Here is a 25,082-nt window from a genome sequence, read left to right on the forward strand (position 1 = left end):
CATATTTGATTATTTATGAATGAATAGGAGATTATTTCATGAAGAGTGATTACCCAAAGATTTTTGAACCGATAACAATTAAAAGAACTACTATTAAAAACCGTATTGCAATGACCCCGATGGGAACAAACTACGGTGAGACAAGCGGTGAGATGAGTAACCGTCATATGAATTATTACTCACTCCGTGCAAAAGGCGGCACAGGTCTTATCATTCTGGAAAATGCCAACATTGAGTATCCGGTAGGATCCAACGGTACCAGTCAGATCCGTATTGACCACGACAGCTTTATGCCGCGTTATTATCAGCTCGTAGAAAACCTTCATAAGAATGGTGCTACAGTAGCAATCCAGGTAAACCATGCCGGAGCATCTGCTTCTTCTGCAAGAACCGGAATGGAAACCGTATCTTCTTCAAATATCCCGACAAAGGCCGGCGGAGAAGTTCCGCGTCCGATGACAAAGGAAGAAATCCTTACAACTGTTAAAAAATATGGAGAGGCTGCAAAGCGTGTCCAGGCAATCGGTTTTGATGCGATTGAGATCCACTGCGGACATTCTTATCTGATGAGCCAGTTCATCTCCCCTTACTATAATAAGAGAACAGACGAGTTCGGAGGTTCTGTTGAGAACCGTCTTCGTTTCCCACGTATGGTACTCGAAGAAGTTCGTAAGAATGTAGGACCTTGGTTCCCGATCATCGTCCGTATCTCTGCAGAAGAGAGAGTACCGGGTGGAAACACTCTGGAAGACACTCTGGAATATCTGGAATATCTCGATGAGTTCGTAGATATGTACGATGTTTCCTGTGCTCTGAACCCATCTCTTCAGTATCAGATCGACTCCAACTATCTTCCGGATGGATGGAGATCCTACATGGCAAGAGCCGTAAAGGATAAATTCAAGAAACCGGTTATCAATGCAGGTAACTACCGTGATCCTAAGATCGTCGAGAAAGTTCTCGAGAGTGGCGATGTAGATATCGTCGGAATGGGACGTGGTCTTATCGCAGAGCCGAACTGGGTTAAAAAAGTAGAGAATGGCGAGGAAGATATTCTTCGTAAATGTATCTCATGTAATGTCGGATGTGCCGGAAACCGTATTGGTGTTAACCGCCCGATCCGTTGTACAGTCAACCCGGCTGTACCGGAAGGTGATATCTATAAAGCACTCAAAGTCAACAAGAACTGCAATGTTGTAGTTGTAGGTGGTGGTACAGCGGGTCTGGAAGCTGCATGTACAGCGGCCGAAGTAGGCTGTAACGTATTCGTTCTGGAAAAGAAGGATCACCTTGGAGGTCTCTCCACATTTATTTCAGATCTTCCGAGCAAGACCCGTATGAAAGATTTCCCGAAATATCTGGAAGCACGTGCTGCCAGACTGAAAAATCTTTATGTTTTCCTGAATACAGAAGCAACTGTTGAAAAGGTAAAACAGTTCAAGCCGGATATCGTTGTAAATGCAACAGGTTCCGTACCGCTTGTTCCGCCGATCAAAGGTCTCAAGGAAAATATCGAGGCCGGAAACGTGGCTACAATTTTTGATATGATCAACAACCTGAATGCCGGCAAATATCCGGATGAAGCATGCAAAGGCAAAAAAGTCGTTGTAGTCGGCGGTGGATCCGTTGGACTTGACGTGATCGAATATTTTGCACCTCGCGGAGCAGAGTGTACGATCATTGATATGCTTCCTCAGATCGGTATGCTTGCAGACCCGATCACCAAATGTTCCATGCGTGAGACTCATGACAAATATGGTGTCAAGGAATATGTAAACACAGCGCTTCAGGAAGTAAAAGAAAATGCATTTACAGTAAAACTTCCGGATGGACAGATCAAGGATATGGAATTCGACCTCGGATTCAACTGCCTTGGAATGCGTTCCAACAACCCGGTACTTCCGGAACTGGAAGAGGCGTTCAAGGATACAGATACTTATGTATACACCATCGGAGATTCCGTTCGTGCCCGTCGTATCATGGAAGGTACCATGGAAGGCCGTGCAGTACTGAACGTACTGGAATCTCAGGGATTCCTGCACTTAGAGCCGCTTGAATAAATGATACCAAGGCTTTAAAAGTACAAATGCTGAACCATGCTTACATGGGGAAGCGTTTGAATTTAAAAGCCACTCAAACATGAGAAAGCAGCGAGTTGCGTAGCAAATCTGCGGATTTCTCATGTTTGCAGACTTGTGGGAATTGCGAAGCAATGGAACAAGTCGTGGGTATCAGAATACATATCATATAAAAAGAAAAGAGGAAAAAATTATGCCAAACGTAACAGGACATACAGAATTAGTAGGATTAATGGCTTACCCGATCCGTCATACACAGTCACCGACAACTCACAACCTCGCATATGACAAAAACGGTGATGACGTTATCCAGCTTGCATTTGAAGTAGACAACGATTCCCTGAAAGACGCTGTTCAGAGTATTCGTGCTCTCAAAATGCTTGGCTCCAACATCTCCATGCCGAATAAAACTGTTGTTCACAAATATCTGGACGAAGTTGATGAAGCTGCCAAATTATGCGGTGCTATCAACACAGTTGTAAACATGCGCGACGAAAACGGACAGGTTACAGGAAAGCTCAAAGGCTACAACACTGACGGTATGGGATACTGGCAGGGACTCAAAGAAGAAGGCATTGATTTCAAAGGAATGAAGATGGTTCTGATCGGAACCGGCGGAGCTGCTACAGCAATTGCAGTACGCGGAGCTCTTGACGGAATCGCAGAGATCGAGATCTTCAACATCAAAGATAAATTCTACAGCCGTGGAGAAGAGATCGTTGACCTGATCAACAAGAATACAAACTGCAAAGCTACAATGAATGACCTTGCAGACCATGACCTCCTCAAAGAAAAAATGCATGCAGCAGATCTGTTCTGCGATGCAACAGGTGTAGGAATGCATCCACTGGAAGACCTTTCCAACATCCCGGATACTTCTTTCTTCAAGAAAGACCTGATCGTAACAGATACTGTTTATGCACCACGCGAAACTGTTATGATGAAACAGGCTAAAGAAGCAGGATGCGAAAAAGTTTACAATGGTATGAGCATGATGCTGTTCCAGGCACTGATCGCCATCAAACTGTATACTGGAAAAGATACACCGGTAGATTACATGAAAGAAAAACTTGGAATCTAAGAGAAATTTAGTATATTGATTTAAGAAGAGACATATGCTATAATGCCAATAGGCGAAAAGAAATGACGAGTCCAAGGGGACAAAAAAGAGTGAAGCCCTCAGTAGTGCGAATACTGGGGGCTTCTTCTTGTTTATTTATAGTAGACAAGAAACTACCAGGCTAGTGTTGCCTCACTTGTCGCCATCTAACCATTTGCAAACATAATAGGCGGCTATGCTTGCCGTACAGGAGACAAGAAAAGAAATAATGATGTTTTCCAAGGGGCTTACACCTCCTCCCGTTGCCGGGTATTGGTTGGACAACATAATCAGTATAACATGGTTTAGAACAAAATGGGACATGCTTTAGAACAAAATAGGGTGTATACGAGAAAATGAAAATAGTCTTTGCTTTATCACGTTAAATCGTGTATAATAAATCACATGTACAGGCGAGGGTGAAATCGCCAAATCTTGATACGCGGAAAGGAATATGGATTATGTCAAAACATATCACAGGACACACCGGATTATTATGTTTACTTGGAAGCCCGGTCGCACACAGTGTTTCTCCGGAAATGCACAACGAAGCATGCGATCAGCTGGGACTGGATTATACATATCTTGCATTTGATGTACCGGAAGATAAAATGCCGGAAGCAGTACAGGGACTGAGAACAATGGGTGCAAGAGGATGGAATATCACCATGCCGGGCAAGAACATCATGTGCAAACTTGCTGACAAGGTATCTCCTGCATCTGAAATTTCAGGGGCATGTAATACCATCGTCAACGATAATGGCGTACTGACTGCATATACTACAGACGGTGTTGGATTCATGCGAGCTGTCAAAGAAGATGGCGTGGACATCATTGGAAAGAAAATGACACTTCTCGGTGCCGGTGGAGCTGCAACAGCGATTCTGGTACAGGCTGCACTGGATGGTGTTGCTGAGATTAATGTATTCAATGTAAGAGATAATTTCTTCGGAAGAGCAGAGGAAATCGTTGCGAAGCTGAACGAGCGTACAGAGTGCAAAGTAACTCTGCATGATTTCTCTGATCCGGAGATCCTGCGTGCATCTATCGCAGACAGTGCAATCCTTGTAAATGGTACTTCTGTAGGAATGGCACCGAATGTAGACAGAACGATCATCACAGATACAAGCATGTTCCACAAAGATCTGTTTGTATTTGATGTAATCTACAACCCACAGGAAACAAGACTTCTCCGTGAAGCGAAAGAAGCCGGATGCAAGACCGGTAACGGCATGTACATGCTGCTGTATCAGGGAGCTGCATCCTTCAAGCTTTGGACCGGTGAGGAGATGCCGGTAGAAATCATTAAAGAGAAATATTTCTCTTAAGAAGAGAGAATATACGGCTTGAGAAGCTGTGAAGGGAACCTGGAAGTTCTACCTCAACTCCTCATTGGAGTGAGAAAACCGTGAAGGGACTTGTCCAGTCCCCTCACACTCCCCTCGGAATGCATTCGACGTGACGAATGGAGTGGGGAAGGGTACAAGAGTTCCAGGTGAGGAAAGACAGAAGTGTATTAACTTTACTGAGGATGAAAAAATCGAGGTCTGAAATGACCAGGAGATGAGTAAGTTATCGGGAAGTCCATGGAAATCGAGGTCTGAAATGACCAGGAGATGAGTAAGTTATCGGGAAGTCCATGGAAACCGAGGCCTGAAATGACCAGGAGATGAGTAAGTTACCGGGAAGTCCATGGAAATCGAGAGCTGGAATGACCAGGAGATGAGTAAGTTACCGGGAAGTCCATGGAAACCGAGGTCTGAAATGACCAGGAGATGAGTAAGTTACCGGGAAGTCCATGGAAATCGAGGACTGGAATGACCAGGAGATGAGTAAGTTATCAGGAGACCAACGAGGATTGAGGAAAACGGATGACCTTGAAGAAAATAAGTAGATTCAGAGTCCATAAATCAAGAAAAATTGGATGGTCTGGAAGGAAGTTATTTGATTGCAGGTCAAAAAATAGCTCGAAAATGGATGGTTCAGAATGGTGTTATTCGATAGCCGGTCAACCGAACCAATAGAATGTCAAAATAGCGGGAAATCTTTGTATTACGAAAACGAAGAGCCCGCTATTTTTACTTTATACAAAATTACTCCGTAATGTTCCAATAAAGCAAAAACGCTCCGTGAGGATGCGACTAGATGCATTTGAAATAATAAGAGTTTCTTATGCTTTTCAACCTCTAAAAACGTCAATGCAAGTTGACGGGTTCAAGGGAAGTCCCCTTGCAAATCTTGACAAAATTCTTGCTTTGTATCTATAATGAAAAATAGTTAGTCACATCTAATAACAGCTGTACACATATCATTTACTGCAAGGAGGACATGCACATGCAGAAAGTCACTTTGCCAACGCGGATCGGTCTTGACATGCCGTCTTCGCACAGGGAGATAGAAGAAGATCTTCTGGAAGAACTTTGTCGTATTTCACAGAGAAAAAATCTTTTAACCATACAGGATATCAGTGCACAACTGAATTTTTCAGAAAAAGAGCTGACATATTATATCCGCCAGATGAAGCGGCATGGTTATGTGGAGCTTTCTCCGGAGGGAAAACAGATCTGTATTACTGAACTTGGACGTATCACTGGTGCGGAATGCAGTCACCGCCACGAAACTTTTATGCAGTTTTTGCAGTTTGTCGGGGTGGAGAGTGAGACTGCACGAGAAGATGCCTGCCGTATCGAGCACATTGTCAGTGAAGAGACCGTTCGTCAGATATGTAATTTCATGAATTATGGTGAAACATTCGAAAGGGTACTTCGTTATACGGACCTCAGTTATCGTTATGATCCGGGAGAGTATGCCTTCCTGATGGGGATTTATTATATGGAAAAAACCTATCCACGCAGATTTGCCCGTGAATTTCAGAATTTTTCCGAAAATATCCGCCTTCATGTAGAGGAAGACAGAAGCTGGTTTGAGCTGGAGCCGACAGGGGATCATTCGGGCCATTTGTGGTATCAGGAACAGAAGCAGTGGGTTTGTGCGCAAGAACACGATGGCAGACCTGTTTTGCCATCCGATATCTTTGAATTTACATTGCAGAGACAGGATCCGATCATAGAAGGAAATGTACTGATTGCGTTTGCACGCGACGGTGAATATCCACTGGACTGGAATACTCGTGAACTGGATGTACATATCTGGTAAAAAAGCATGAAAAGGAAACATTTTTGGATAAACACGAATTTTCCAAATGACAAATAGCTGCGTCGTATATTGATACCATAATGATAAGGGGATTTTAGAAATGCAGGAATTACTTCATCCATCGCTTCTTCAGATTACATATTTGATCGCTCTTGAAAAGACAGAGAAAAAACGCGGATGTGTTGGGAGAGTCGCAGATATCTGCGGGGTAAGCCATGGTCCGGTGAGCCGCTTTTTTAAAGAGTGTGTGATCTGTGGATATCTGACAGAACAGTATGAATTCACGGAACCTGGTATTTGTGCACTTAAAATGTATAAAAGACTTCTCCACGATACGCGTGACTATCTCGCACGTCTTGGCATCAGCGAAGAAGAAATGCCGAAAAGACTTCGACAGCTTGTTGAAAATGTTGACTATGAGCTTTTGATGTCGATTACCAGAAGTGATATTAAAGTAAAAAAGGACACGACTAATATACAGACCGAAGAGTCAACCGCCTGGTTTCTGGAAAAAGTTCTGGAAAAGGGCAACTATGAAGTGGAAATTGCGCTTCTGCAGGTCAACCGGAATGCAAAAACGCGTCTGTCCATGGCACATTATGGATTTGAGCATCTTGCAATGATCCGACACAACAACAGAGGAAGTTGGATTGAACTTACGATTTGTCCGGTGCATGGAATTTCCAGGATTGATGGAAAAGATATGACAGGATGGCTTTCTTCCTTGAAATATGAGAAGCAGGGGCAGCTTTACGAAGTGGATCTCCGTACGGACAAAGTACGTATTCCTTTAAGTGCGTGCCGTTTTATAAAAAGCAGCCACGGAAATATCAAAGGCATGATCATGATTACTGTTACCTGCAGTGCAGGCAAAGCACATATGCCGGAAAGCACCGCACTTCTGATGTTTTGGCTGTAAGGAAAAGAGCGGATCTGTCAGAGATAATTTATATTGACGGGGAAGGAGAAGTTCCTCAAAAAGATTAAAGGTTGAAATGAAGAAGTTTTGGCCTTTTTTTGTTGGGAAAATCTGAGAAAGCTCCAAATTACGCATTTTTTATGAATTCAGTTTCGTGCCCGACGGGAACGAAACAAAGAAAAACAGTTGATTTTGGCTGATTACATGTGTTAGTTTCGTAGCAGAGTAAGAATAACGGAGTGGTTTAGCATGATTAAAAAAAGACTTGTGGGACTTTTATCCCATGCAAAAAAATACATCGGATTGCAGGTTTTCTGGCAGTGGCTTGCACTGATCGCGCAGATGACGGCTGTTTTTTCCATTGCAGGACTTCTGGAAAATGTCTTGTATGGAACTGTGGATGCGGCAGATTGGCAGAAAACAGTCGTGGTGCTGGCAGTCTGTATCGCTTTGCGGTTTGTCTGCGAGAGACAGGCAGCAGCTGCCTCCTACAAAGCGAGCGTGGATGTCAAAAAAATTCTCCGTCAGAAGATTTACGACAAAATGCTGCGCCTCGGACCGGCATACCGTGAGTGGGTTTCAACTTCTGAGGTCATGCAGGTGAGTACAGAGGGTGTAGAGCAGTTGGAAACGTATTTCGGACGTTATCTGCCACAGCTTTTTTACAGTCTGCTGGCACCGGTGACGTTGTTTGTAGTACTCTGCCGGGTAAGCATGAAGGCGAGTGTCGTTCTTCTGATCTGTGTGCCACTGATTCCGATTTCCATTGTAGCAGTGCAGAAGATTGCAAAAAAGCTTCTTAATAAATATTGGAGTATTTACACGGGACTGGGCGATTCTTTTCTGGAAAATCTGCAGGGATTGACAACTCTGAAAATTTATCAGGCGGATGAGAAAAAAGCTGACGAGATGGATGAAGAAGCACAGACATTCCGTCGTATCACGATGAAAGTACTCACGATGCAGCTGAATTCCACGAGTGTGATGGACATTGTGGCATATGGCGGGGCGGCGGTCGGAATGATCGTGGCAGTTTCAGAATTTCTGGCGGGACGGCTTGGTTTTGCAGGATGCGTAACGATCGTGCTGCTGGCATCGGAGTTCTTTATTCCGTTACGACTGCTGGGTTCATTTTTTCATATTGCAATGAATGGAATGGCAGCGAGTGACAAGATTTTTGCAATTCTGGATCTTCCGGAGCCGGAAGCTGGTCAGGTGGAACTGGATGAAGTATTGTGCGGAGGGGCGTCGGCAGACAGCGTGACAGGAGCAGAAGAAGGTGTGGATTCAGGTAGAGATATTGAGAAGTCGGGGTTCGCGGTGAAATTCGAGAATGTTCATTTCTCATATGAGAAGGAGCGGGAGATATTGAAAGGGATTTCGTTTGAGGTTCCGGTCGGAAATTTTGTGGCATTGGCTGGTGAATCCGGCTGCGGGAAAAGTACGATCGCAGGTATTTTATCCGGAAAAAATCATGGATTCAGTGGAAAAGTGACAATTGGCGGTGTTACGATCGGAGATATCGCGGAAGAATCCCTGATGAAGAACGTGACTCTGGTACGGCACAACAGCTATCTGTTTAAAGGAACTGTGGAAGAAAATCTTCGGATGGCGAAGCCGGATGCGACAGAAGCCGAGATGCGTTCTGTGCTTGGTCGTATGAATCTGATGGCTTTTCTTGATGCGCAGGATGGATTGCAGACACAGCTTCAGGAGCAGGCGGGAAATCTGTCTGGCGGACAGAAACAGAGGCTTGGACTTGCAAGAGCACTTTTACATGATTCACCAATCTATATCTTTGATGAGGCAACAAGTAATATAGATGTCGAGAGCGAAGAGATGATCATGGAAGTCATTCGGGAGCTTGCAAAGACAAAAACGGTAATCCTGATCTCACACAGACTTGCGAATGTTGTTGAGGCAGACTGCATTTATATGATGAAAAACGGTGAATTTGTGGAGCAGGGCGTTCACAAGGAACTGCTGAAACGGAATGGTTATTATGCGGAACTGTTTGAGCGTCAGAGAGTGCTGGAAGAGTATGCGGAGTCCAGTGGGAATACCGGAGAGAAGCGTAAGTCCGAGAATGGTGGAAATTTCGAGATGAATGTGAACGTTGAGAATAGAGATTTTGGAAAGAAAATTTCCGGGGACATGCAGTATGGAGTAAATGTCAGTCAGGAAAAATGACAGGAAGGAGGTAATGGAATGAGTTCAAAAATGAAGAGAGATGGGGCGGCAGGCTCTGAGGCTGGTACGTCGAGAAGAAGTGCCGGGAAGATCATGTTGGAGCTGATCGGACTGATCAGGCCGCTGCTTCATATTATGCTGCTTGCAATCGTGCTTGGAACTGCAGGTTATCTTTGTGCGATTTTCCTGACGATCCTTGCAGGACAGACGATTTTGCGGGGGCTTGCAGCAGGTGTATCAGGAATGGATTTGCCGGGAGGGTTTGCGGAAGCAGCAGGTGGATTTTTCCTGGGTTTTTTGAGTGTAAAGGGAATTTTTATTCTCATGGCAGTAATTGCGGTTTTGAGAGGCGTGCTGCATTATGCAGAGCAGTATTGCAACCATTTTATTGCATTTAAATTGCTGGCAATCATCCGTCACAAAGTGTTTGCCGCACTTCGCAAACTGTGTCCGGCGAAACTGGAAGGTCGCGATAAAGGAAACTTGATTTCTATTATTACAACGGATATTGAACTTCTGGAAGTTTTTTATGCGCACACGATCTCTCCAATTGCCATTGCTGTGTTGACATCTCTGGTGATGATTCTTTTTATTGGTGGATATCATCCGGCAGCAGGAGTGTTTGCGTTAGTGGCATATTTGATTGTAGGCCTTGTGATTCCTCTCTGGAATGGAAGAAGAGGTGGCGACAGTGGCATGAAGTTTCGTACAGAGTTCGGAGAGCTGAACAGTTTCGTGCTGGATTCACTGCGTGGTCTGGATGAAACGCTCCAATATCAGCAGGGGGCGAAAAGGGCCACTGAGATGCAGAGTCGTTCTGACGGGCTTGCCGGAATGCAGAAAAAACTGAGTGAGATGGAAGGAAGCCAGCGTTCCGTGACGAATCTGACGATTTTGTTTGCATCTTTTGGGATGCTGTTTCTGACACTGAATCTGTATGGGCAGGGCAGTATCGGATATGATGGAGTGCTGACGTGTACGATTGCCATGATGGGATCTTTTGGCCCCGTAGTGGCATTGTCAAGTCTTTCCAATAATCTGAACCAGACCCTGGCGAGTGGGGAGAGAGTTTTGTCGATCCTTGAAGAAAAACCACAGGTGGAAGAAGTAAAAGGTGAGTGGAATGGGCTACAACAAAGTAAAGAGGATATAAAGCAGATGGCTGTTGGGGGGATTCTGGTGATGGATGACCTGAGACAGTCTGCTGGCGACGCAGTTGGTGGTGATAACGGAACTACGGGATGGAAATTCTCGGGTGCGGATGCACAGCATGTGACATTTGCGTATGAGAATGAGACGATTTTGGAGGATTATTCGCTGGATATTCCGGTTGGGAAGATCCTGGGAATTCACGGAGCGAGTGGTTCTGGTAAATCCACGCTTCTGAAACTTCTGATGCGTTTCTGGGATGTGAATTCCGGTGTGATTCATGTGGATGGGGAAGATGTGCGGAAAACTACGACGAAACATCTCCGTGACATGGAAAGCTATGTTACACAGGAAACACACCTGTTTCATGATTCGATTGCGAATAATATTGCAATTGGTAAACCGGGGGCAACAAGAGAAGAAATCATGGAAGCTGCCCGTAAAGCATCCATTCATGAGTTTATCGTGCGCCTGCCAAAGGGATACGACACAGAAGTAGGAGAACTTGGAGATACACTTTCAGGCGGGGAGAAACAGCGAATCGGTATTGCACGGGCATTTCTCCACGACAGCCCGTTTCTGCTTATGGATGAGCCGACCTCTAATCTGGATTCCCTGAATGAAGGTATCATCCTCAAGTCCCTCAGGGAATCCGCCGAAGAAAAGACGGTAGTACTTGTGTCGCACAGGAAGTCAACCATGAATGTAGCAGATGTGGTGTTTGAAATGAAAGAAGGAAGGTGCTCTTGAGAAGAGAAGCAGAATCGCGAAGGGACTTGTCCAGTCCCCTCGCCCACCCCTGGGAATGTGTTCGACGGGACGAATGAAGTGGGGAAGGGTACAAGAGTTCCAGGTGGAATAAGACGGAAGGGTACTAACTTTACTGAGGATGAAAAAATCGAGGGGCTGGAATGACCGGGAGATGAGTAAGTTATCGGGAAGTCCATGGAAATCGAGTGCTGAAATGACGGGGAAATGAGTAAGTTATCGGGAAGTCCATGGAAATCGAGTGCTGAAATGACCAGGAGATGAGTAAGTTATCGGGAAGTCCATGAAAATCGGGGGCTGAAATGACTGGGAGATGAGTAAGTTATCAGGAGACCAACGAGGATTGAGGAAAACGGATGACCTTGAAGAAAATAAGTAGATTCAGAGTCCACAAATCAAGAAAAATTGGGTGGTCCGGAAGGAAGTTATTTGCTTGTAGGTCAAAAAATAGCTCGAAAATGGATGGTTCAGAATGGTGTTATTCGATAGCTGGTCAACCGAACCAATAGAATGTCAAAATAGCGGGAAATCTTCGTATTACGAAAACGAAGAGCCCGCTATTTTTACTTTATAGGAAATTATTCCGTAATGTTCCAATAAAGCAAAAACGCTCCACGAGGATGCGACTAGATGCATTTGGAATAATAAGAGTTTCTTATGCTTTTCAGCCCAGGGGTTGCAAGGGGATGGCGAAGTCCCCTTGCAGTTTCTTACATGCCAGTGTAAACAGGCGGGTACAAGGGAAGTCCCCTTATCGTTCCAAAAAGCTTACATCAATCTCTCCATCAAATACGGTCGTTGCCGGACCGGTCATATAGACCAGATTCTCCTGGCGGTTCCAGAGAATCTGCAGATCTCCGCCGAGCAGTTTTACAGTAACAGGCTGATCCTCATCGACCAGTCCGTTCAGGGTGGAAGCAACAGCGACTGCACATGCCCCGGTACCACAGGCAAGGGTTTCACCGGAACCACGTTCCCATACACGCATCTGCAGAGTATGACGATCAATTACCTTGACAAATTCTGTATTGATACGGTCCGGGAAAGCAATATGATTTTCAAATTTCGGGCCGATTTTTTCGATATCCAGATTTCTCAGATCATCCATATATACGATTACATGTGGATTTCCCATAGAAACAGCGGTGATGCGGTAAGGTGTGCCATCTACATTTAATGGCTCATCAATTACCTGCTCTTTTGTAGAGACAACCGGAATCTGTCTGGAATTCAGAATGGGCGCTCCCATATTGACTTTAACAAGCGCAACCTTTCCGTCTTTACCCAGAGTCAGATCCAGATATTTGATGCCACTTTTGGTAGCGACAGAAATACTGGTCTTGTTTACGATACCATAATCATAGGCATATTTTGCGACACAGCGGATGCCATTTCCACACATTGCACCCTGGGAGCCGTCCAGGTTGTACATATCCATTTCGCAGTCTGCCACATCGGATGGTTTGATCAGAATCAGTCCGTCTGAACCAATTCCGAAGTGACGGTCGCTGACAAATTTTGCGACAGCAGACGGATTAGTGACCGTTTCTTTAAAACAGTTTACGTATACGTAATCGTTTCCAATTCCATGCATTTTTGTAAATTTCATAAAACAGATCCTCCTTATTATCTTTATTATCTATAGAAGTAGGACTCTTCTTAGCTGAGATAAATATTCCCCCTGATAAAAGCACGTCCCCTTTGATAAAACCTGGTTTGATAAATTTTAAACTGATTTTTTATTACGAGGTTCCAGTATAACGAAAAAATGTTATAGTTTTGTGAAACCAGAATAAAAAATTGCAATTCAATTACAAATATAACATAAATGTGCGGAGGCTGTATAGCACAGAAACGTTAAAATTTGATTTGAAATCCAATGCTTTAAAAGTCAGATCAGCTGCTGCATTTCCGGGAAAGGTCCAAGACTGCGTTTCAGAATTCCAGTCACCTGCGCGATCAGAATTCCATAATTGGTGATCGGCACGCCCTGATCCTGGCAGCAGGCGATGCGGTACTTCATTTCCCGTTCATTCAGCATACAGCCACCGCAGTGGACAACCATCTTATAGGAAGAAACATCATCCGGAAACTCTGTGCCGGAAGTGAATTCAAATACTGGTTTTTTACCTGTATAGTTACGGATCCATTCAGGCATCTTGCAGGTCCCGATATCTCCACACTGACGGTGATGTGTACATCCTTCTGCGATCAGAATACGGTCTCCGTCTTCAATGGAAGAAAGTGCAGCAACGCCTTTCAGCTGTGTCTCCAGCTCGCCTTTATATCTTGCAAAAAGAATAGAGAACGAAGTCAGCGTGATATTTTCCGGTACATCTTTTGAGACACGTGCGAATGCCTGGCTGTCTGTGACAACCAGCTTGGGACAGACACCCTGCGCCAGAAAATGATCCAGAGTGCTTTTTAACTCCGTATCACGTACCACAAGCGAAAGTGCCCCGCGTTCCAGAATATCCCGAATCGTCTGCTGTTGCGGCAGGATCAGACGGCCTTTTGGGGCTGCCTTGTCGATCGGGACGACCAGGATCACCAGATCCAGAGGTTCGATCAGATCCTGGATCAGAGGATATTGGTGTGTATCCTCTGGCTTCAGAGTGGCAATCTTTTCTTTCAGCTCCTGGATATTCATCCCGTCAGCGGCACTGACCAGAACTTCACCGGCGCGCACGGACATGGCGAGATCCCTGACTTCTTCGCCTGAGAGCAGATCAATCTTATTATATACGATCAGATACGGGATTTTTTTCTGGTGGAAACGGTGGATCATGGCAAGTTCTTCTTCGCCCTTGCCTGTTGTGCTGTCCACAACAAGGATGGCAATGTCTGTTTTGTTTAATACCTGATAACTTTTGCGAACACGGAGTGCACCAAGTTCTCCCTCATCATCAATTCCCGGTGTGTCAATGACAACCACAGGACCGAGTGGCAGAAGTTCCATCGTCTTGTAGACAGGGTCAGTTGTTGTTCCCATGACCGAGGAAACAATTGCAAGATCCTGTCCGGTCACCGCATTGATGACACTGGATTTTCCGGCATTTCTTTTTCCGAAAAAGCTGATATGTACCCGTTCAGAAGCGGGTGTCTGATTCATTCCCATAAAGCGTCCCTCCTTAAAAAATACTGCGGATTTTAACACAATAAAATGTGAAAGTGTATTGCTTATATTATATGAAATGTACCGGGGATGTTCAAGCAGAAGTTGTGCATTTTATGCGTTTTATCAGAGTAAAGAGGGAATGCATCAAAAATTTTGTATACTATAATAAGAAAGTATTGCTTGTAATTTTGGAATAGTGTGATACAATAAGACCAATGAAAAGGAATTATGCATTTTTCATGCATAAATATTCCAGGGACAAACGAGGAGGAAAAGAAGATGAATTTAAAGAAAATTACAGCACTTATGATTGGTGCAGTTATGGCAGTATCCATGGCAGTTCCGGCAATGGCTGATGATAAGGTAGAAACTGTTACAGATGGCAAACTTACAGTAGCAACAAGCCCGGACTTCGCACCATATGAATTCTATTCAATCGACGAAGATGGCAACCCGACACTTTCCGGATTTGATATGGATCTGGCTCAGTACATCGCAGACAAGATGGGACTGGAACTTGAAGTAGTTCCGATGGACTTCGACGGTGTATTAAGCGAACTTGCTCAGAAGAACGTAGATCTTGGCATGGCTGGTCTTTCTCCGGACCCGGCTCGTGAAGATGCTATGGATTTCTCCGATCTGTACTACATGGGCGGACAGTCTTTTGTAACAGTAAAAGACAAAGCAGACCAGTTCAAGACTCTTGAAGATGCAAATAACAAAGACTACTCCATCGGAGCACAGACTGGTTCTATCCAGCTTGACCTTGCAAATGAGAACACTCCGGATGCAGATATCGTATCCCTTCCGAAGGTTACAGACCTGATCACAGAGCTTCTGACAGGCAAGATGGACGGTGCATTCATCGAGACAGCCGTAGCAGAAAGCTATCAGAAAAACTATCCGGATCTTGAGATCGTATGTGATGTACCATATGATACAGAAGGATCTGCAATCGGTGTATGCAAAGGAAATGAAGAACTTCTCAAAGCTGTAAACGCTGCGATCGCAGATGCACTGGATGACGGTTCTATGGATAAATTCATCGCAGATGCAACAGAACTTGCAGCAGGTCAGACATACGAAGGAACACTGGATGAGAACGGTGCAGTTCCGGAAGCTGACGACACTGCAGAAGACGCAGAATAATTTCAGTAACTAATTTCAGATCAGAATGGTAAATGAGTTCTGAACTCATTCATAGAAAGAACTGAAGGTTACCGGCGAACAGTAACAAATGGATAACGGATTCCTCCCCATACATGCATGGGGAGGATTTGTTGCTGTTTAAAAAGATATCTTTGTATTCAGTATTCAGAAGTAATACAGCAAAATTAACTATACAATGAAAGGAGTTTATATGGACAGTTTTATTAAATTATCTAATTTTGGCAAAATTGCCCCATATGCACAGCTGTTCAGACAGGGTCTCCTCGTAACCGTTCTGCTGTCACTGTTTACAGTAGCGATCGGTTTCGTGCTTGCTCTGATCCTCGCTCTGATGCGTATGTCAAATATCCGTCCGTTTCGTGCCCTGGCGGTAGACCGTAATGGACATCTGAGAGAGGGAGGACCGCTGGTGTGGCTGTCCAAATTTAATCCCCTTTCTTTTCTTGCAACTGCTTATGTTGAGATCCTTCGTTCCACTCCGGTACTGGTACAGATCTTTATCATCTACTACGGTGTATTCGGAATGATCGATCTTCCGTCTTTCCAGATGTTTGGATTTATCAAATTTAACCGTTTCTTCCCTGGTGTTGTTGCACTTGGTATGAACTCCGGTGCATATCTCTGTGAGATCATCCGTGCCGGTATCCAGTCCATCGATCAGGGACAGACAGAGGCAGCACGTTCACTGGGACTTTCCCAGACAATGAACCTGCGTTATATCATTCTTCCGCAGGCACTCAAAAATATCCTTCCGGCGATCGCAAACGAGTTCGTTGTTATTATCAAGGAATCTGCGATCACTTACACCATCGGTGTACAGGATATCATGTCTGCTGTAAACGCAGTAAAAGGTGCGACCTTCATCATCATTGAGCCTCTGCTGGTAGCAACAGCAATTTATTTCTGCCTGTGCTTCCCGACCTCCAAACTGATTGCATATTTCGAAAGGAGAATGAGCCATGGCGACAAGCGATAGTCTGATTCAGGTAAGGAACCTCAAGAAACATTATCACAGAGGTGCGATCAAAGCACTGGATGGTGTGAATGCAGATATCAACAAAGGTGATGTAATGGTAGTTATCGGACCATCCGGTTCCGGTAAATCTACATTTCTCCGTAGTCTGAATCTTCTGGAAGAGCCGACAGACGGTGAGATCATTTTTAACGGTGTGGACATCACAAAAAAGAAATACAAAGATGCTTCCGGTAAGACTGTGAAGCTCAACATCGACGAGCTTCGTCAGAAAATGGGAATGGTTTTCCAGCATTTTAACCTCTTCCCTCATATGACGATCCTGGACAACATGACGCTGGCACCGATGAAAGTCAAAGGTGTTTCCAAAGAAGAAGCAGAGAAAAAAGCACTGGAGCTTCTTGATCGTGTAGGACTTGCCGACCGTGCAAATGCATATCCGATCCAGCTTTCCGGTGGTCAGAAACAGCGTGTTGCAATCGTGCGGGCACTTGCGATGGAACCGGAAGTTATGCTCTTTGATGAGCCGACATCTGCACTTGACCCGGAAATGGTAGGAGAAGTTCTGGATGTTATGAAAGAACTTGCAAAAGAAGGTATGACCATGGTTGTGGTAACACATGAGATGGGATTTGCAAGAGAAGTCGGAAACCGTGTCCTTTTTATGGCGGACGGAAAACTTCTTGTGGATGGAACTCCGAAAGAAATTTTTGAAAATCCGACCAACCCGCGTCTGCAGGAATTCTTATCAAAGGTACTGTAATAATAAGAATACACATGAAGTTAAAATGTTTGATGGAAGGCTTTTTCATCAGTATATAAGATTTTGTGAAAAGGTGACCGGAAAACCCTGGTCACCTTTTGGCGTTATAGGAGACGACTCTGTAATGTTTCAATAACGTAAAAACGCTCCGCGAGGATGCGACTGGATGCATGATTCATAAAGAAAGAAGGTACGATACATGACAGGAGAGAAAAAGTCTGCATTGCAGACGATTGAAGATAAAAGAGAATTGATCACCGGTATAGCTGATAAAATCTGGGAATTCGCAGAACTTTCCCTTCAGGAATTCAAATCAGCTGAAACCTACTGTGAAGCGCTGGAAAAAGAAGGCTTCGAGGTGGAACGTGGAACATGTAACATTGAGACTGCCTTTGCTGCATCTTATGGAAAGGGGCGGCCGTATATCGGAATCCTGGCAGAATACGATGCTCTTTCCGGTCTTTCCCAGGAAGCGGGACTGACAGAGCGCAGAGAAATCCATGCAGGCGGCAACGGACATGGATGTGGTCATAACATTCTTGGCGCAGGAGCCTTTGCGGCTGCACTTGGAATTAAGGCATATCTTGAGCAAAATGATATTTCCGGAACGGTGATTCTCTATGGCTGCCCGGGAGAAGAGGGCGGTGCGGCAAAAGCATTTATGGCCCGTGACGGTCTGTGGAAAAAACTGGATGCAGCACTTACCTGGCATCCGGAGGATGTCAATGAGGTAGCGACCGGTTCTTCCAATTCCTGTATCCAGACACAGTATAAGTTTACAGGAATTGCTTCCCATGCGGCTGGAGCCCCGGAAATGGGTCGTAGTGCGCTTGATGCAGTGGAACTTATGAATATTGGCGTGCAGTTCCTGAGAGAGCATATGAGCGACAAGGCACGTATCCATTATGCGATCACGGACGCCGGTGGATGCAGTCCGAATGTCGTACAGCCGAAAGCAAGTGTTCTGTATATGGTTCGTTCCAATCATGTGGCTGAGGCAGTGGAACTTCAGAAACGTGTAGATAAGATTGCAGAGGGTGCTGCTCTTATGACAGAGACGACGTATGAGAAAAAATTTATTGACGGACTTGCCGATACCGTAAGTAACTTTGCACTTGAGAGAGTTCTGTACAAAAACTTTAAGGAACTGGGGGTTCCGCAGTATACAGACGAGGAAAATGCGTTTGCAGATGCGCTTGCAGAAACCTACGATCACAGTGCAGTTCCTGGCGTTGCGGCAGAAAATGACGAGGAAGCGAAGGAACAGGTAGAAAAAATGCAGAAAGAGTATGGGCATGCGATGAATGCATTCCTGACGCCACTGTATCAGAAGGATGCTTTCAAGGCGGGTTCCACAGATGTTGGAGATGTAAGCTGGCTGACACCGACGGCACAGATCCATGTGGCTGCATGGCCGAATGGCTGCCCGGGACACAGCTGGCAGAACGTATCCTGTGACCGTACAGAGATCGGCCATAAGGCTGCGATACATGCGGGAAAAGTACTTGCAGCGACCGCGATCGATCTGTTTGAGGATACATCCCTTCTGGATGAGGCAAGAGCAGAGTTTGAAAAGAGAACAAAAGACGGATTTGTCTGCCCGATCCCGGCAGATGCTGTACCGGTAATCCCGGACTGATTCTGATAATTAAAGAAGGCGGAAAAAAGAACCGGCTCCCGGTGCAATATAAAGCACACGGGAAACCGGTTTTATTTGCTTGCTGAATAAAATCCTGTCATTCGGAATCTTCCATTTTGGCACGAAGGGCACTTAATTCCTTCATTTCCTTGTAACAGTATTTGATGATCTCCTTACGGGTGATGATGCCGATAAAGGAACCCTTGTCATCTACGACAGGAACATAGTTCTGGTTGATGGCACGGTCCAGAAGATCCTCCATATCCGCATCGGCGTGTACCGGCTTGTAGGTGGCACGTCGGGGAATCGCATTGATGGAGACATTTTCCATTTCTTTCAGGTCCGTGCTGTTGATATTGAGACGTTTGATACCCCAAAGGATATCTCCCTCGGAAATTGTTCCGGTATACTGTCCCTCGCTGTTGAGGATCGGGATACAGGAAAATTTGCGATGCTCCATCTTTTCAACGGTCTGACGCAGGGTCTCATCTTCAAATATATAAGCTACGTCACTCTTTGGAGTCAGAAAAAATAAAATATTCACGGTAAGTACCTCTGTCTTTCATATATGTTGCAGCTGTAAACAGCTGATGTATATTTATTGATACAATTTATGTCAGTTGCTATTGATATGATAGTATGAAGGTACCTGTCTGTCAATAATTCAATTATTAAAATTTGGTGAAATCTTACTATAGAAGAACTGTTTTGCAGTTGATCTTACAGCAGATTTACACCTGCTTCCTCAGCCGCACTGGCAATAGTTTCCGGCCACAGGGACACATGGACTTCTCCGATATGCGCTTTGCGCAGGAAGAACATGCAGATACGGGACTGACCGATTCCGCCGCCGATGGTGTATGGAAGTTCTTTGTTCAGGATTGCTTTCTGGAAAGGAAGTTCTCTGCGGTCATCACAGCCTGCTTCTGTCAGCTGGCGGTCAAGAGCCTCTTCGTCAACACGGATACCCATGGAAGAAAGCTCCAGAGCAATGTCAAGAACAGGATAGTATACCAGAATATCGCCGTTCAGTTCCCAGTCATCGTAGTCCGGAGCACGTCCGTCGTGGCGCTCGCCGTTGGATAAAGTCTTGCCGACCTGCATAAGGAATACGGCACCTTTTTCTTTGACGATCTTATATTCTCTTTCCTTCGGGGTCAGGTCCGGATACATGTCTACCAGTTCCTGAGTGGAAACAAAAGCGATTTCTTTTGGCAGGATCTCTTCGATGTAATCATACTGTACTGCCATGTATTTCTCGGTTTTGCGAAGTACGCTGTAGATAGAGCGGACGGTGTTGATCAGCGTTTCCATAGTACGTTCTTCTTTGGAAATGATCTTTTCCCAGTCCCACTGATCAACATATACGGAATGAATGTTGTCCAGATCTTCATCACGACGGATAGCGACCATATCGGTATAAAGACCTTCGCCGTGGGAAAAACCATATTTTTTTAGTGCGTAGCGTTTCCATTTTGCAAGGGAATGTACGATCTCGGCATTTTCGTCCTGGCCTTTGATATCGAAGCTTACCGGACGTTCTACACCGTTAAGATTGTCATTCAGACCTGAGGATGGGGATACGAAGATCGGAGCAGAAACGCGGAGAAGATTGAGCTTCTGAGAAAGTGTCTGCTGGAAAAAGTCTTTGACTGTTTTAATTGCAACCTGTGTATCATGCAGATTAAGATCTGAATGATAACCGGCAGGAATCTTGATTTGTTCCATAATAATCCTCCTAATGTTAATAGAATTATTATAGCAAGAAAAATTCTGTATTGCAATTTTAAGTTGTGCTTTATTTGACCAAGTTGCAGTGAACAGTAATGAATTTTACCTTGTAAGATTTCAGCAAAAAGGATACAATATCTAATACAGCAATGAAAAAGCAATCTGAATTGAGGAGGTGCTGTCTATGAAATGTCCGTTATGTGACGGAACAGTAGTGAATGGGCGCTGCAAAGAATGTGGGATGCCGTATCGGAATGATGAGATCCTGTATCATCTGAACGAGAGCCGAAGTGATCATTACCGGCATGCATCAGATAAGGCACGCAAGATCATGCAGGCGCAGCAGAGAGCCGGAACCCGGACGAATGCAGGGACCAGAAAAGGTGCAGAGAGCCGGACAGCATCTGTAAACAGGTCAAATAGCCGGACGGTATCCAGACAGACGCTTCAGGAGCAGCAGAAAAAAATCCGCCAGGAAGCAATTCGTAAGATGACAGATTCTGTAAACACAGCTGCCACGATTCGGACAACACAGAAAAAACAGAGTACAGCAGGGAATATACCGGACAGACCTGAGAAGGCAAAAAAGCGTTCAAAGCTCGGATTCCTCTGGGCTCTTGTACTCATACTTGCAGCACTTGCGCCGATGGCAGATGACCTTGGAAATCTCATAAAAGAAACGGTGCAGTCCGAATTTGAGGACAGCAGTGCGGAACAGATCTCTGAGGAGATGGATTCGGCTGCATATTTCTACAGTTATGAGGATGGAAATCAGAAATATTATTCGATCGCAGCAGGGTTCGGACCTGCAGAGGCAGGGGTGGAATTTGATGCAGGAAATTATGAAGTATATACAAACTGCGATGAAGTAACGTTTACGGTCAAAAGAAAAACTGCGGATGGAGAGAGTTACATACTCAGAGACGGTGATGAGGGGATACGTCTGAGCCTCAAAGAAGGGGACCGTATTCTGGTGGAATCAGAAGAGAGTGACTATGACAGCATTTATCTGTTAGAGAGTGAAGAGTAGAAATATTATATTTAAAAAGACTTTTCAGGGGAAGATTTCAGACAATAAAAATGAAATTTCCCCCTTTTATTTCACATGATATTGTGCTATACTCTCATGTGCAACACAATATATGGGGAGAACGTAATGGGGCATAAGAAGTGCTGGAGTGTATATGATGAACGACAGCAGAGCCTTATAAAATAAATAGGAGAGACAAGGTATGATTTACGTAATTAAAAAAGACGGGACAAAAGAAGAGTTTGATCCGCAGAAAATCGTGAAAGCGGTAAATAAATCTGCGGCACGAATTCTCTATACATTTTCACAGGAAGAAAAAGACTTTATCTGTCGCTTTGCACAGGAGCATGCGGATTCTCTTGGAAAGAATGAGATTGAGATCCAGGAGATGCATAATATTGTAGAAGGTGCACTGGAACGTGTAAATCCGGCGGTTGCAAAGAGCTATCGTGATTATCGTAATTATAAACTTGATTTTATCCATATGATGGATGACGTATATACCAAGAGCCAGGCAATCCGTTATATCGGTGACAAGAGCAATGCCAATACAGACAGTGCACTGGTTGCCACAAAGCGAAGCCTGATCTTTAATGAGCTGAACAAAGAGCTGTATCGTAAGTTTTTTATGAACCGCAACGAGTTGCAGGCATGTAAAGACGGATATATTTATATCCATGACCAGTCTGCGCGTCTTGACACGATGAACTGCTGTCTGTTTGACGTGGGTGCTGTTTTAAGCGGTGGTTTCGAGATGGGAAATGTCTGGTACAATGAACCAAAGACCCTGGATACTGCATTTGATGTCATGGGGGATATCATTCTGAGCACGGCAGCACAGCAGTATGGTGGTTTTACGGTACCGGAAGTAGACAAGATCCTGGGACCATATGCAAAGAAGAGCTATGACAAATATGTCAGTGAATTTCTGAAGTATGCAGATGAGAGCTGGAGCGGACGAGAAGAAAAGGCAATCGAATATGCGCTGGACAAGGTGCGCAGAGACTTTGACCAGGGATGGCAGGGAATTGAGTACAAGCTCAATACGGTAGGTTCTTCTCGTGGAGATTATCCATTTGTAACGGTAACACTTGGTCTGGGAACCGGTCAGTTCGAAAAGATGTGCAATATTTCTCTTCTGGAAGTCCATAAGGGCGGACAGGGAAAGAAGGGCCATAAGAAGCCGGTACTCTTCCCTAAGATCGTATTTCTTTATGACGAAAATCTGCATGGACCTGGAAAATCATGTGAGGATATTTTTGAAGCAGGCGTGGACTGTTCTGCAAAGACGATGTATCCGGACTGGCTGTCTCTGACAGGTAAGGGGTATATTGCCAGCATGTACAAACAGTATGGCAAAGTCATCAGCCCGATGGGATGTCGTGCATTCTTAAGCCCATGGTATGAGCGAGGCGGTATGTATCCGGCAGATGACAAAGATACACCTGTATTTGTAGGTCGTTTCAATATTGGTGCGGTCAGCCTTCATCTTCCGATGATCCTTGCAAAGGCAAGAGCAGAGAGCAGAGATTTTTATGAGGTACTGGATTTCTATCTGCAGATGATCCGTAACCTGCATATCCGTACTTATGAATATCTGGGACAGATGCGTGCATCCACTAACCCGCTGGCATATTGTGAGGGTGGTTTTTATGGCGGACATCTGAAACCAAATGAAAAGATCGGCAAACTTCTGAAACCGATGACCGCTTCCTTTGGTATTACAGCACTGAATGAGCTGCAGGAGCTTTATAATGGTAAATCTATCCGTGAAGACGGACAGTTTGCTCTGGAAGTCCTGAAATATATCAATGATAAGGTAAATCAGTTCAAACAGGAAGACGGATATCTGTATGCAATCTACGGTACACCGGCAGAGAGTCTCTGTGGCCTGCAGGTAGAGCAGTTCCGTAAGATGTACGGAATCGTTGAGGGTGTTTCTGACAGACCGTATGTCAGCAACAGTTTCCACTGCCATGTAACAGAGGATGTAACTCCGATCGAGAAGCAGGATCTGGAGGGACGTTTCTGGGAACTTTGCAATGGTGGCAAGATCCAGTATGTGCGTTATCCGATCGGCTATAATAAAGAAGCCATCCGTACGCTGATCCGCAGAGCAATGGATCTCGGATACTACGAAGGAGTCAATCTTTCTCTGGCATATTGTGATGACTGTGGACATCAGGAGCTTGAAATGGATGTGTGCCCGGTATGCGGTTCACGCAATCTGACCAAGATCGATCGAATGAACGGATATCTTTCCTACAGCCGTGTGCATGGAGATACACGACTGAATGAAGCCAAGATGGCAGAGATCGCAGAAAGAAAATCTATGTAAATAAAAACAGCCGGTACATCATGGTGTACCGGCAATTTTTATATAGTTCGTTTATTTTTTCTTCGGTGTCACTGGCGGCAGTTCGCAGTGATATGCAATTCCGAGTGGAGTTACGAGAAGCGGATGGACCGGACGATAGACCGGAAGTTTCAGTTTCTTCTCGAATACATTTGTAAATTGTTTAAAGCTTGCAGAACCACCTACGACATAAATAGCAGGAACTTCATATCCTTTGAGGAATTTCTCGGTAATGGTTGCCATTTTTTCAATGGTTGCCTTGATGACCGGAAAAATCTCATCCTCTTTTTCCGGTGTGGTCTTGAGGACTTCTGCCTCTTCATAAGGGATTTTGTAATGACCTGCCACAGTCATAGTCATATGACTTCCTCCTGTGGCTTCATCATCGGTATAGATGACTTTGCCGTCTTTGAGGATGCTGATACCGGTAGTACCGCCGCCGACATCGACAACGGCGCCGTCTGTGATTTTGAGTACAGCAGAGGCAGCAGTAGGCTCGTCTACGATATTGGTTACTTCAAAACCGGCACCCTCAAGCACATAACCGATGCTCTTGACACTTCCCTCAGAAACTCCGGGCGGGATGGCAGCTGCTGCATAGAGCAGTTCTGTTCCAAGCTTTTCTTCCAGTTCTTCTTTCAGTTTGGTGACGAGTTGTACGGATTCATAATAATTTACGATCACGCCGTCACGGATCGCATGAGAAGGCGCGGAAGCACCTGCGATCGGACGATTGGTACTGTCTACGACTGCAAGAACCGTGTTGGCGGTACCAAGATCCACACCGACTTTCAGACGCCCCTTAAATTTCTTACATTCTCCGGTACGTACCAGTTCTGCAAAATTTGATAAAGTTCTGTTTTTTATTTCCATGTCAGATTACTCCAGTTCTAATAGATATGGACGAAGGAGATACAGATACATCTGTAATACTTTACGTCAA

General features: G+C 44.9%; 18 protein-coding genes. 13 read left to right on the forward strand and 5 right to left on the reverse strand.

The window, feature by feature from the left end:
* Positions 1–38: 38 nt before the first annotated feature.
* The 7 genes from KQI91_RS03955 to KQI91_RS03985 all read left to right on the forward strand — a co-directional run bounded on the left by KQI91_RS03955 (position 39) and on the right by KQI91_RS03985 (position 11,341).
* Complete coding sequence (locus tag KQI91_RS03955; RefSeq protein ID WP_216391575.1) at positions 39–2,060, forward strand: oxidoreductase; 2,022 nt, start codon at positions 39–41, stop codon at positions 2,058–2,060.
* A 208-nt stretch (positions 2,061–2,268) separates the two neighbouring features.
* Positions 2,269–3,159: a quinate/shikimate dehydrogenase gene (locus KQI91_RS03960; RefSeq protein WP_334290851.1), complete on the forward strand. Its 891-nt coding sequence runs from the start codon at positions 2,269–2,271 to the stop codon at positions 3,157–3,159.
* Between the two features lie 479 nt (positions 3,160–3,638).
* Entirely contained in the window at positions 3,639–4,505 is an 867-nt protein-coding gene (gene aroE, locus KQI91_RS03965) for a shikimate dehydrogenase (protein ID WP_216391576.1), read from the forward strand.
* Positions 4,506–5,511: 1,006 nt separating this feature from the next.
* Complete coding sequence (locus KQI91_RS03970; RefSeq protein ID WP_216391577.1) at positions 5,512–6,333, forward strand: metal-dependent transcriptional regulator; 822 nt, start codon at positions 5,512–5,514, stop codon at positions 6,331–6,333.
* Positions 6,334–6,433: 100 nt separating this feature from the next.
* Positions 6,434–7,252 carry a hypothetical protein gene (locus KQI91_RS03975; protein ID WP_216391578.1) on the forward strand — a complete coding sequence of 273 codons (819 nt, stop codon included), beginning with the start codon at positions 6,434–6,436 and terminating at the stop codon, positions 7,250–7,252.
* Positions 7,253–7,501: 249 nt separating this feature from the next.
* Entirely contained in the window at positions 7,502–9,442 is a 1,941-nt protein-coding gene (locus tag KQI91_RS03980) for an ABC transporter ATP-binding protein/permease (protein ID WP_216391579.1), read from the forward strand.
* 18 nt (positions 9,443–9,460) lie between these two features.
* Positions 9,461–11,341, forward strand: a complete 1,881-nt coding sequence (locus tag KQI91_RS03985; protein WP_253288349.1) for an amino acid ABC transporter ATP-binding/permease protein — start codon at positions 9,461–9,463, stop codon at positions 11,339–11,341.
* Positions 11,342–12,110: 769 nt separating this feature from the next.
* On the opposite strand, the gene dapF is transcribed toward KQI91_RS03985, so the two are convergent.
* Both dapF and hydF read right to left on the reverse strand, forming a co-directional pair.
* The gene (dapF, locus tag KQI91_RS03990; protein WP_216391580.1) at positions 12,111–12,968 is read right to left on the reverse strand and encodes a diaminopimelate epimerase; all 858 of its coding nucleotides are present in this window, start codon (positions 12,966–12,968) and stop codon (positions 12,111–12,113) included.
* A 282-nt stretch (positions 12,969–13,250) separates the two neighbouring features.
* Positions 13,251–14,477, reverse strand: coding sequence for a [FeFe] hydrogenase H-cluster maturation GTPase HydF (gene hydF / locus KQI91_RS03995; protein ID WP_216391581.1), 1,227 nt, complete (start codon positions 14,475–14,477; stop codon positions 13,251–13,253).
* A gap of 279 nt (positions 14,478–14,756) precedes the next feature.
* Here hydF and KQI91_RS04000 point away from each other — a divergent pair, with 279 nt between their 5' ends.
* The 4 genes from KQI91_RS04000 (at position 14,757) to KQI91_RS04015 (ending at position 19,022) form a co-directional block, all read left to right on the forward strand.
* A complete protein-coding gene (locus tag KQI91_RS04000; RefSeq protein ID WP_216391582.1) occupies positions 14,757–15,626 on the forward strand; it encodes a transporter substrate-binding domain-containing protein in 870 nt (289 codons plus the stop codon).
* 211 nt (positions 15,627–15,837) lie between these two features.
* A complete protein-coding gene (locus KQI91_RS04005; protein WP_216391583.1) occupies positions 15,838–16,623 on the forward strand; it encodes an amino acid ABC transporter permease in 786 nt (261 codons plus the stop codon).
* Entirely contained in the window at positions 16,607–17,383 is a 777-nt protein-coding gene (locus KQI91_RS04010; protein ID WP_253288350.1) for an amino acid ABC transporter ATP-binding protein, read from the forward strand. The genes KQI91_RS04005 and KQI91_RS04010 overlap by 17 nt, the downstream gene beginning before the upstream one ends.
* Before the next feature lie 199 nt (positions 17,384–17,582).
* Positions 17,583–19,022: a M20 family metallopeptidase gene (locus tag KQI91_RS04015; protein WP_216391584.1), complete on the forward strand. Its 1,440-nt coding sequence runs from the start codon at positions 17,583–17,585 to the stop codon at positions 19,020–19,022.
* Positions 19,023–19,119: 97 nt separating this feature from the next.
* On the opposite strand, the gene KQI91_RS04020 is transcribed toward KQI91_RS04015, so the two are convergent.
* Positions 19,120–19,566, reverse strand: a complete 447-nt coding sequence (locus tag KQI91_RS04020) for a CBS domain-containing protein (RefSeq protein WP_216391585.1) — start codon at positions 19,564–19,566, stop codon at positions 19,120–19,122.
* A gap of 176 nt (positions 19,567–19,742) precedes the next feature.
* Complete coding sequence (asnA, locus tag KQI91_RS04025) at positions 19,743–20,750, reverse strand: aspartate--ammonia ligase (protein WP_216391586.1); 1,008 nt, start codon at positions 20,748–20,750, stop codon at positions 19,743–19,745.
* Positions 20,751–20,937: 187 nt separating this feature from the next.
* On the opposite strand from asnA, the gene KQI91_RS04030 reads away from it, so the two are divergent.
* Together KQI91_RS04030 and nrdD are read left to right on the forward strand one after the other, a co-directional pair.
* Positions 20,938–21,783 carry a hypothetical protein gene (locus KQI91_RS04030; RefSeq protein WP_216391587.1) on the forward strand — a complete coding sequence of 282 codons (846 nt, stop codon included), beginning with the start codon at positions 20,938–20,940 and terminating at the stop codon, positions 21,781–21,783.
* Positions 21,784–21,985: 202 nt separating this feature from the next.
* Positions 21,986–24,121 (forward strand): anaerobic ribonucleoside-triphosphate reductase, encoded by a 2,136-nt coding sequence (nrdD, locus tag KQI91_RS04035; protein ID WP_216391588.1) that lies wholly within the window; start codon positions 21,986–21,988, stop codon positions 24,119–24,121.
* Between the two features lie 51 nt (positions 24,122–24,172).
* Here the strand turns inward: nrdD and eutJ are convergent, their stop codons facing one another.
* Positions 24,173–25,012: an ethanolamine utilization protein EutJ gene (eutJ, locus tag KQI91_RS04040; protein ID WP_216391589.1), complete on the reverse strand. Its 840-nt coding sequence runs from the start codon at positions 25,010–25,012 to the stop codon at positions 24,173–24,175.
* Between the last annotated feature and the right edge of the window lie 70 nt (positions 25,013–25,082).

Source organism: Blautia sp. MSJ-19 (assembly GCF_018918125.1).
GTDB lineage: Bacteria > Bacillota > Clostridia > Lachnospirales > Lachnospiraceae > Blautia_A.

Excerpts from the sequence above, each read along its gene's own strand:
- dapF (WP_216391580.1), bottom strand. The coding sequence starts at position 12,968 with ATGAAATTTACAAAAATGCATGGAATTGGAAACGATTACGTATACGTA.
- eutJ (WP_216391589.1), bottom strand. The coding sequence starts at position 25,012 with ATGGAAATAAAAAACAGAACTTTATCAAATTTTGCAGAACTGGTACGT.
- KQI91_RS04005 (WP_216391583.1), top strand. The coding sequence starts at position 15,838 with ATGGACAGTTTTATTAAATTATCTAATTTTGGCAAAATTGCCCCATAT.
- KQI91_RS04010 (WP_253288350.1), top strand. The coding sequence starts at position 16,607 with ATGGCGACAAGCGATAGTCTGATTCAGGTAAGGAACCTCAAGAAACAT.
- KQI91_RS03975 (WP_216391578.1), top strand. The coding sequence starts at position 6,434 with ATGCAGGAATTACTTCATCCATCGCTTCTTCAGATTACATATTTGATC.
- aroE (WP_216391576.1), top strand. The coding sequence starts at position 3,639 with ATGTCAAAACATATCACAGGACACACCGGATTATTATGTTTACTTGGA.
- KQI91_RS03985 (WP_253288349.1), top strand. The coding sequence starts at position 9,461 with ATGAGTTCAAAAATGAAGAGAGATGGGGCGGCAGGCTCTGAGGCTGGT.
- KQI91_RS03980 (WP_216391579.1), top strand. The coding sequence starts at position 7,502 with ATGATTAAAAAAAGACTTGTGGGACTTTTATCCCATGCAAAAAAATAC.
- KQI91_RS04015 (WP_216391584.1), top strand. The coding sequence starts at position 17,583 with ATGACAGGAGAGAAAAAGTCTGCATTGCAGACGATTGAAGATAAAAGA.
- nrdD (WP_216391588.1), top strand. The coding sequence starts at position 21,986 with ATGATTTACGTAATTAAAAAAGACGGGACAAAAGAAGAGTTTGATCCG.
- hydF (WP_216391581.1), bottom strand. The coding sequence starts at position 14,477 with ATGGGAATGAATCAGACACCCGCTTCTGAACGGGTACATATCAGCTTT.
- asnA (WP_216391586.1), bottom strand. The coding sequence starts at position 20,750 with ATGGAACAAATCAAGATTCCTGCCGGTTATCATTCAGATCTTAATCTG.
- KQI91_RS04030 (WP_216391587.1), top strand. The coding sequence starts at position 20,938 with ATGAAATGTCCGTTATGTGACGGAACAGTAGTGAATGGGCGCTGCAAA.
- KQI91_RS03955 (WP_216391575.1), top strand. The coding sequence starts at position 39 with ATGAAGAGTGATTACCCAAAGATTTTTGAACCGATAACAATTAAAAGA.
- KQI91_RS04000 (WP_216391582.1), top strand. The coding sequence starts at position 14,757 with ATGAATTTAAAGAAAATTACAGCACTTATGATTGGTGCAGTTATGGCA.
- KQI91_RS03970 (WP_216391577.1), top strand. The coding sequence starts at position 5,512 with ATGCAGAAAGTCACTTTGCCAACGCGGATCGGTCTTGACATGCCGTCT.